The sequence below is a fragment of the Thalassospiraceae bacterium LMO-JJ14 genome (genome assembly GCA_021555105.2).
Lineage (GTDB): Bacteria > Pseudomonadota > Alphaproteobacteria > Rhodospirillales > Casp-alpha2 > UBA4479.
On record CP134604.1, the window covers coordinates 469,224 to 478,851 of the forward strand.

The window sequence follows — 9,628 nt, forward strand, 5'->3', positions numbered from 1 at the left end:
TGTTGCGGTTTGGGGATTTGAGGCCACTGCGCCCAAATCGTGCCAAATGTTTCCCGATGCACGTAAGTGCCCCTTTTGATCGTCAGGTGCGAGGTGTGCAGAACGTTGCACCAAACGAAGCGACTTGTGTCCCATCAGGTGCATGGCGTCATACAAAGTTACACCGCCTTGAAGCAAGCGCGATGCATACGTGTGCCTGAGGTCATGAAACTGAACGTGTTTAAGTTCCGCTGCTTACCTGATCCAACCCTTACCTGATCCAACCGATGACCGATATACTCACGTAGTCGAGCCACTGTTATCTCGGTGACCTCAAAACGATCCACTATTCGCAATTGCCGATCTGATGACTGATCCAAATCATTGTGTCGATTTGGCGCGGATTTAAGCTGCATATTGTGGGTTATTCAGATTTTCAAACGGGGGTTGTTAGATATGCAGAAACTATGTTTCTCGCTGGCCACCATATTTTTGTTCGTTTCCGTCCTGGTGTTCACCGGCAAAGATGTCGAAGCGAAGGATGCCAATCAGGTTCTCAAGACCATGGATGCCAATGGTGACGGACGCATAGATAAAGACGAGTGGAATCGCAATCCAAAAGGGTTCAAGAAAATTGATGGGGATAAAGATAATTATCTAAGTCTCGACGAACTGATCCGTTTCTTCGGAGGTCAGTCGAGCGACGAAGAAAAGCCTGCCAAAGGCAGCAGTTCTCAGGTCCAAGCAAACGTATCCAACGAGGGCCTTTGGCAAGGGCCGATTATTGACGTTCACAGCCAGATCGATGCAGATACCGACCTCAGTTCTATTGTCCCGATGCTCGATCAGGCTGGGGTTTCCAAGGTCATTCTCTCAACACGGTTTAAGCAGCCATCAACAGATGTTCTGGCATTTGCTGCGCGGTATCCGGATCGCATCATCCCGGCGGCAAAGACCAAGACCAGATCCTTCACCAAAGGGAAGGCAAATTATGCCGATCTCTTCAAAAAGGAACTCGGAAACTATGACTACCGTGCCATTGCGGAAGTCATCATGTGGCACGCTGCAAAGAAGGGTGTCGGAGCTGGAGAATCGACCATGGATCCGAGTGACCCGCGTGCGTCTATGATGCTTGAGGCGTCAAGGCAAAAGGGCATTCCGTTCATCGCCCATATCGAGTTTCGGGCCATGGGGTCGAAAAAATCAGAATACCTGGAGAATCTAGAGGCTGTTATTGCCGCGAATCGAGATGTGCCGATTGGATTGATTCATATGGGCCAGCTGGACGCAAAAGATGCCGAGCGGCTCCTCCCCAAGCATCCAAACCTGTTTTTCATCACGTCGCACTGTAATCCTATTGCCTATAGACACAACAAGCAGCCATGGACGCGAATGATAATAAATTCTGGCTTTGCCCCGGAATGGCACAAGCTCGTCTTGGCACACCCTGATCGTTTTGTCCTCGCTTTTGACAATGTTTTTTACTTTCACTGGAATGATATGTTCCTGCCTCAAGTTGAGGTGTGGCGAAAAGTCTTGGCAACAATACCGGGCGCTCACGCCCACGCCATTGCACATGGCAACGCAGAACGACTATGGAATCTGCTACCGGTTAAATAGCATTCTGAAGATCCGGTCCGTTTAGGGCCATTAACAGACCTAGGCCGTCTTCCCACGCAGTGGCCGCTTCCAAATTTTAATCAGATGAAATGCTATGCCGATAGGGAAGACCGCTTCTAGTCAGAACCGAAAAATTCACGATCTGACATAAGTTTGGATCAGACCTCGCCCAGTGCTTTCCAGTCTCCTTCCTGAAGCCGGCCGATGATGGGCGACAAATCAACCTGAGACTGGATGACTTGAGCCAGGTCCTTACCGGTCCCCGGGGGTCCGACGAAGACCGCGCCCTTGAGTATGCCATCCTTGATCACCAGGCGCCGGTGGAGGTTACCGGAATCCGCTGGTTCGGACACGTCGATGACGTCATCACCGGTTTCCAGATTTCCATACCCTTTCACATCGATGCCGTCCATTTTGAGACTGACCATCGTGTTCGGTGCTTTATAGGCGGCTTCCCTGCCGAACAGGACCTGGGCGGCAACCGCTGCCTGCGCCGTGCCGACGGCCCAAAGTCCGCCAACCGTCCCGGGTAATTCGGCAACGTCACCGACAGCCAGAATATCCGGGTCCGAAGTACGCATTTGCGCATCGACGACGATGCCGCGGTTCACCTCCAACCCGATCTTTTCCGGCAACGCCGTATTGGCTTTGACCCCGGCACAGGTCACAAACAGATTCGCCGGAATGATATCTCCGTTGGTCAGTTCAATGCCTTCTACACGATCATCGCCTTTGATTGCCGCAACCGAGGCGCCCGTCACAACATGTATTCCGAGGGTCTCCAGAAAATGCTCCAGGAGTTCACTGCCGCGTTCATCCAGTTCCCGGTTCATTAAGCGGCCCGACCGCTGAACAATGGTGGTGTCCAGGTTCAGACGCCGCAGCGCGTCTGCAGCTTCCACGCCCAGCACACCGCCGCCTTGAACCACCGCCCGGGTGCAGTCTTTTTCCTGCCGCCATGCGCGGATTGCCTGTGCATCCACGGCCTCGCGCAAGACGAAACAGCCGGGCTTGTCGACACCCTCTGCCGGCGGGACGGCTGCGGAAGCTCCCTGTGCCATGATCAGCTTGTCGTATGGCAAGCTCTCCCCGGTGCCGAGTTTAACGAGCTTTTTCTCTCTATCGACATCCGTCGCCCGGGTGTTCAGCCACAAGTCGACATTTTTCTTTTCGTACCAGTCGGGGGCGAGAAGATAGAGATCGTCCAGCCCGGTCCGGCCATAGAGCAGCCGTCCAATAGCCATGCGATTGTAGAATGGATGGTTTTCGCGGGCGATGACGTCAATCTTGCATGTCGGGCTCAAGCGCCGGATTTCGTCTGCAGCCGCCATTCCCGATGTACCGTTACCGATGATGACGATCTTCCGAACCCCGGTTACTTCGGCCAGATCAATCTGGTCTGCGGGCGGCGGCGGTTCAGGCAGGTCGTTAGGATCCATATTCAGATCGATCGTCACACCGCCGCCATTTGCTTTGCAGACGCATGCCATGCGCGCACGGCCTTCAAGACCGAGACGGCGCAGCGTCGCAAGTTCGTCGTCGCCGGGCGGGCTCAAATTCTCCATGCCGTCGACAATCGCAATGGCGTCGGCGCCGCACATCCCCATCCGGCAGCCGAAGTCCTGCGTGAGGCCTGCGGACTCAATTCCATCCAGCAAGCTGCGGCCGGGGTCGGCGGCGAAGCTGCGTCCTGACGCCTGATCGGTAACGAGATCGTCTGCCGTATTCGCACCGCCCGCACGCAACGCATCGACCTTAACGCCGACCTTTGGCTGACTTGTACTGTCGTTAAGGGCACGGAAATCCTGCTCTGCTTTCAATCCGTTTATGATGACTTTAGCGCTCACCAGCAGAACCACTGCCTGTAAAACGTAAGCCGCCCCGTCCGGCGCGGTGCTGCCCGCCAAATGGAACGCCGTGGTAATGATCCCCTCGGCCGTGAACCAATAGAAAATATTCAACGCGGAAAGTGCCGCAAAAGCTGCGATCAGGTAATCGGAAACCCGAATGAAAATGCGTGCGGCCATGTAAATGCCAAGCGTTGTCACGATCCAGCTTGCCATGTGCAGGAAATAAGCGGGGAGCCCCGTTGCCGCCGGATCGGCCGCTGTAAAAAAGCCGATCGCAAAGCCCGGCAAACCGGCAACGAAGAATTTCTTGTGCCCCGCGTACCAGAGATCTTTATCTGTCAGGTCGCTCAGAAACGCCGCGCGCGGATTAAAATCGTAGCAATTCTTCTGACAACCGACACACGTCGGACAGTAACCGTTCTTGACGGTAACAAGCGGCGCATGCCCATAGGCTTTCTGGATCGGCGCCAATGGGCAGAACGTCCCGCACCAGCCGCTCCGCCCCTTGAAGAATACACCGCCCAGGAACGCCAACCCCAGGGCAGAGAAGACCAGCACCATCCACGCAAGCGGTTCCTGGTTGAAATAAATGTGGCGTAGGCTGACCAGGAAGAAAAAGGCGAGGACGGAAATAAAATAAGCCAGATTCTTGGCGGGCACAGGCAACGTCAATTCGCGCGAGAAACCAAATGTCCGTGGCAACTGGTTGACGAAAGCCATTGGGCATATTTGCCGCCAGACACCGGGTGCGACGGCAAACAGCAGCGGCAACGACGGGATCAACAGTTTCCAGAAAAGGGCAAATCCAAGTTCAGGTTCGGTCCAGACCTTCCAGACAACGAAAAGCATGACGCCGATGGTCGCCAGCCTGAACGCCCACCAAAACCACACCGGCAGGCGTGACGGCATTTCGAGATAACTGGGAAACGGTTTGTCGGCAATATCGCTCATTGACTGGAGACTCCGTGCGGGGCGCTTTTGTAGGGAAGATTATTTTTTGTTGGCACGGTCTGTCGTCCAACGAAGCCGCATGGCAAGAACCCTGCCCAAATCATAAAGCAGGGTACGGGCAATCTGTGGTTCCCAGGCAGCCAGGCTTTCAAAATTTTCCCGTGTGACGCGGACAGCGGTTCCCCGGTCGCGGGCCCTGATTGTGGCGCTTCTGGGGGCACCGTCAAAAAACGCAATTTCTCCGAACACGGAGCCTTCAGAAATGCCTGCCAGAATCGTTTCCTGCCCATTTGTATCGACGACCACATCGACGGAACCGTTCGTCAGAATGTAAAAGGAATCATCCTTTTCGCCGACCCGGATCAGGTCTTCGCCGGCTTTGAAATGCCGTGTTTCAACGATCATGAGCACTCGCGACCAATCCTCGTCCGAGAGGTCCGCAAGCAATGTTATTTCTTCCAGATCGGCCGGAACAGTGGCCGTATCGCTGTAGTCGAACAGCCCCATATTACCCCCGCCTTTTTGCTTCATCTTCTTTTAATCCGGAGACGGTGCCCCGTTTTTCTACCCAGCGCCAAACCTGCAGCCTGTATCGTTTATTATTAAAGTTAATGCAAAAAAGACGAATTGGCTGTGTCGGGGCTGAAGTCATTTATTAGCATTCCCGCCGTGTGGCCACTACAGCGTATAAACCACAGGCACATTGTGATGCCGGCTATGGGTCAGATACGGTGAAAAGGTTGACGTCCGCATATAGTTGGGAAACGGACTAGATTCACCGTGTCCAAACTGTGCCCCGGCAAATTCGTTTTATTTCCGATTATCCCCTTTTATTCCGGCTTAGCGTGCCACAGCACTCGAACAAATTATTGATATTTATAGCTTTATGATTTTGGCGACTTTGCCAAGGTTGATGTTGTGAGTTCGAATCACATCGCCCGCTCGATTTCCTCCCGGCCCGGCTACCGGCTTTCTCATAAAATTCCGCATCGGTTGACGCGTTAAAAGCGCGTCATGCACAATGGCCCCCGCCAAACCATACCCGCATTGCGGCTTTACGCATCCACGGCACCTATAACAGGCGGAAATAATGCACCGGACGATACGTGCATCTCTCAACGAAGATTTTATCAGAAGTGCCCGGCTCGTTGAGCGAGATCAGTATCCGGAAATAAAAAAATTCTTCGATTATGTTTTGGAAAATGAACGCGACAACCTCTCGGCAATGTACGGCCATGCGATCCTGGCGCTCAGGATTTCGGATACGGCCACGGCGGTGCGCTATTTCCATGAAATCGCCCAAAGATGCATCCTCTATCCGGAATTTCTCGGCGATTTCTTTCAGGACTTCCAGAGCTACGAACAATTACGCGAAGTCGCCGATGCATATATTCAGGCCTTCCCCGAGGAACCGTTCGGCTACATTTTGAAGCTGGTGGGCTGTTACAACAAAAATGACATGGATACGGTCCGCGAGACCTTCGATGCGTATTACCGCAGAGGCCGGCCCGGGCTGCATTTTCAACCGAGCACCATCGCATCGATTTTCGACGCCCGGCGGGGTGGGCCGCGCGTGTCGGTCGCACCGCAAACGCCGGATCAATCTCTGACTGACACGATCAGTGATGCGCCGGCACGGACGGAAAGCGCCTTTACCGGGACCTACAGCGTTCTGACGATGCCGGGAGAAGCCGTGGGTTTGGACGGCGCGGTCCTGAACGGGCAGATCGAAGGCGCGACGCAGCCGACGCAGTATTACTTCCGCTATGGCACGGCGCCGGATGAACTGACGCAACGTACGCCGCCGCGCCAGATGCCGCCCGGGCGCAACGGCCGCCTGATAGAGAACGGCGCCAACATGTTTCGCCGCATGACCGCGTTCAGCCTTACCGTGCGCTTTGTCGAAACCGGCAACGACGCTATCGGCGATGGTGTTGCGATGCGCTTCGAAGGGCCTTTCGGCAAGGACCGCAATCACCGCGAGGGCATTGGCGTCATCGACCTGCTTATGGGCTGGACGTCTGCCGTGCATCTGCGGGGGGCCGTGCCGGAAGCCTACGAATCCGAAACCTTTCCCAAACCTGCTTATCCGGGAGAGGCGATGGATCTGCGCGATGCCGGATTCAGCGTCACGTACCGGGTACGAAATCTGGATGCGAAGAAATTCTTCCCTGTCGCCTGGGTGCACGGTGCCACCGGCGAGGCGATGTTTCCGGCGTATGCGGATAATTGTGCCGCCTGGGCCCGGACCGGCGATCTGGGAGGAGAAGACTTCATCAATGACGACACATGGCATCGGGCCGAGTTCACGTTATCGGCGGATTCCCGTGCGTGGAGTTTCTGCGGCAATAATGTCGAGGAAACCAATGCTTCTATGGAGCGCTATTGCTACCACCCGATCGGGGATGTTTTACGCGAAAACCGTGCCGGCAACATCTGCCTGTGTTTTGTTTGCGGCGATGAAATGGACCCGCCGGTTGGGGACATCGATATTGCGTCCCTGGCCCTGGCATACCGGTCGTATTCGCTTCTCGGGCCAGGTCAGCAAGCCGCGCTTGTCCGCCATCCCGCCAACAGCGGAACCGATCCCGGCCTGCTGACGAATGGCTGGATCGGCGCCATGGGGCATTGCTGGCAAAGCGGGGCAGTGCCGTCCGAGGCGCAGGATTTTATCTGGAAGTTCCGCGAAGATGCGGCGATACGCAGCATAAGGCTGCATCAGCATCCCTTGTGGCCGGCGCGCCAGGTATCGCTGGCGACCTCCGCGGACGGTGCTGATTTCAAGACGCTCTGGGATGGAACCATGCGCGACGTTCCGGAAGACATCGCATTATGGCCGACGGGGAGCGAACCCGTTGCGGATGATTCCAGGAAGCCCTTCAATCTTGCCGAAAGCATCGTTTTCGACGCCCCGGGGCGCGGCCGATACCTGCGGCTGCGGATCGCATCCGGATACCGCGACGCACATTGGGGGCTGGACGCGATCGAGGTCTTCGGCGATGCGCCGGCGTTCATGCCTTCTGCGGAAAAGTTCACCCTATCGGAAGACCTCGCCGGCCTGGCCCCGGGGGCGCTGTTTGCCCAGCTGGTGACGGAGAACGCCAGCGGCCGCACGCAAGGGCCGGTGATCGAAATCGCCCGTCCTGATGATGTGCGCCCCTTGCTTTCCGACCCTGCCGTGATCCGCCGGTGCGGGTCTTCGGTGTTTGTCGCATTCAGGACCAATGCCATGGGGGCGTGGGGGACGTTATCGGGCAAGCTCCGCGATGCGGACGGGGAAGAGATCGTCTCTGCCCCCGTTTCCATCGGCAAACAGCAAGCCGCCCGCACAACGTTTCTGTGTTTCGAGGGCATCGACACGGGCCGGCCATACAAAGGCGAGGCGGTCGCGACGACTGCACACGGTGACAGCGCGCCCTGCCTGTTCACAATCGATGCCGTAGACTCCGATAACACCGGCTCGTGATAACCGGTCTTGCACGGGGCATGAATGCGCGCCTGTGCCAGCACTGCTCACGCGCAAGTTACTAATTTAGTCACCTTCCGGTCACTGCCGTTTCACAGCGCTTTGAGCAGGCACACGCGCGCGTGAGCGCGGGCCGTGACGGGGCGCACACAAATCATAGTAACCTATTGATTTTAATTGAATATATCCGGTCACGCCTGGTTGATTCGGCTTTAAGTGAGAAACGGAAATCTTTGTCCTAACTTCTTTCTCAAGGGACACGGTGTCCCAACGTCGAAAAAGACGAAACATAGATGAAGAGGATTAAGACAATGAACATCAGAAAAATCGCAGCAGCTTCCGCCATCGCCCTGACACTCGGCTTTGGTGCCTCGGCTCAGGCCAGCAACATCGACCACCTTACGGCAGATATCAACCCGGCCGTCTTCGGCGCATCGGGGACTGTATTCTCGGGAACCGTATTTGCCAGCGCTCAGCCGGTGATGAACGTCGATCACATCACCGAAGCAACCAAACCGCACGTTTTCGGTGCTTCACAAGACGCCATTATGGCCGAGAAAACCAACACCGAGTTCACTCTGCCGTACGAACGCGGCTAACGCTTGAACTCAGACAATTGTGTTTGCAAAGACGGCGCCCAGTTAATGGGCGCCGTTTTTTGTTTTAGCGTCATCGCCGGTTCTGTCCTTCCCTCGCTGGCGTGTTCGCGCTAAGAAAAAGGATGCGGCGATCCTTCAAACAAACGTTTTACGGTGGCGTCCTGTTCGGCATGCTGGCTTTGCCGGCGCTGTCGGCCGAGGCCGGGACGTGGACGGTTAACGTCGAAAACGACCGCATTGCCAATACCGACCGGCACTATACCAACGGTGTCCGGTTGGGGTGGGTTTCAGAGCCCGAGGACGGCAACAATCTTCCCGAGGTACGCGACACCCTGCAGACGCTATACCCGCTGGCCGAAGTGCGTGGCGGACGGCTCGGGTTGGAGCTCGGTCATAATATGTATACGCCGGCCGATACCGAGGCCCGCACGCTGATCTCCGATGATCGGCCTTATGCCGGCTGGCTGTATGGGTCGGCATCCCTGTATGCGGAAACCGGCAAGGGGATTGGCGAACACTTCACCGAGACACTGGACAAGGTCGCGCTTGAGGTCGGCATCGTCGGGCCGGCGGCGCTCGGCAAGCAGGTGCAGAACGAATATCACAAACTGATCGGCGTCGCGACATCGAAGGGCTGGGAGAACCAGCTTGATAACGAACCCGGCGTCAACCTGATCGGCGAGCGCAAATGGCGCCACAAGGCGCTGCGCTTTGCAGGGTTTGAAGCGGATGCGATTCCGCATGTCGGCGCCTCGCTGGGGAACGTCTATACACACCTGAACGGCGGCGTGACGCTCCGGATCGGGCAGGAGCTGTATGTCGATTACGGCCCGCCGCTGATCCGTCCGAGCCTGTCCGGCTTCGGCGCCATCAACCCGGCGGAAAAATTCTCCTGGTATGCCTTTGCCGGGGTCGACGGCCGCTGGGTCGTGCAGAATATTTTTCTCGACGGCAACACCTTCACCGACAGCCACAGCGTCGATAAAAAAAATCTCGTCGGCGATTTCGTCGCCGGCGTGTCGATGACATATCGTAATGTCCGCATTGCATTTACCCACGTGATGCGCACCCGCGAATTCGACACGCAAACGAAAACCGACCGCTTCGGCGCCGTCAGTCTTTCATTCCGGTTTTGATAAGGGCCGGAAACTTCTTGTAACTTC

The 9,628-nt window shown here is 56.2% G+C and carries 6 protein-coding genes; 4 read left to right on the plus strand and 2 right to left on the minus strand.

Going from position 1 to position 9,628, the window contains the following annotated elements:
• The first annotated feature begins 396 nt into the window (after positions 1-396).
• Positions 397-1,599 (plus strand): hypothetical protein, encoded by a 1,203-nt coding sequence (locus L2D14_02280; GenBank protein ID WNK00261.1) that lies wholly within the window; start codon positions 397-399, stop codon positions 1,597-1,599.
• A gap of 158 nt (positions 1,600-1,757) precedes the next feature.
• Here the strand turns inward: L2D14_02280 and L2D14_02285 are convergent, their stop codons facing one another.
• Positions 1,758-4,400 carry an FAD-dependent oxidoreductase gene (locus L2D14_02285; protein ID WNK00262.1) on the minus strand — a complete coding sequence of 881 codons (2,643 nt, stop codon included), beginning with the start codon at positions 4,398-4,400 and terminating at the stop codon, positions 1,758-1,760.
• Between the two features lie 39 nt (positions 4,401-4,439).
• Positions 4,440-4,931 carry a cyclic nucleotide-binding domain-containing protein gene (locus tag L2D14_02290; protein WNK00263.1) on the minus strand — a complete coding sequence of 164 codons (492 nt, stop codon included), beginning with the start codon at positions 4,929-4,931 and terminating at the stop codon, positions 4,440-4,442.
• 559 nt (positions 4,932-5,490) lie between these two features.
• Here L2D14_02290 and L2D14_02295 point away from each other — a divergent pair.
• The 3 genes from L2D14_02295 to L2D14_02305 all read left to right on the plus strand — a co-directional run bounded on the left by L2D14_02295 (position 5,491) and on the right by L2D14_02305 (position 9,601).
• Positions 5,491-7,866: a hypothetical protein gene (locus tag L2D14_02295; GenBank protein WNK00264.1), complete on the plus strand. Its 2,376-nt coding sequence runs from the start codon at positions 5,491-5,493 to the stop codon at positions 7,864-7,866.
• Positions 7,867-8,177: 311 nt separating this feature from the next.
• Positions 8,178-8,465, plus strand: coding sequence for a hypothetical protein (locus L2D14_02300; protein WNK00265.1), 288 nt, complete (start codon positions 8,178-8,180; stop codon positions 8,463-8,465).
• A 122-nt stretch (positions 8,466-8,587) separates the two neighbouring features.
• Positions 8,588-9,601: a lipid A deacylase LpxR family protein gene (locus L2D14_02305; GenBank protein WNK00266.1), complete on the plus strand. Its 1,014-nt coding sequence runs from the start codon at positions 8,588-8,590 to the stop codon at positions 9,599-9,601.
• The last annotated feature ends 27 nt before the right edge of the window (positions 9,602-9,628 follow it).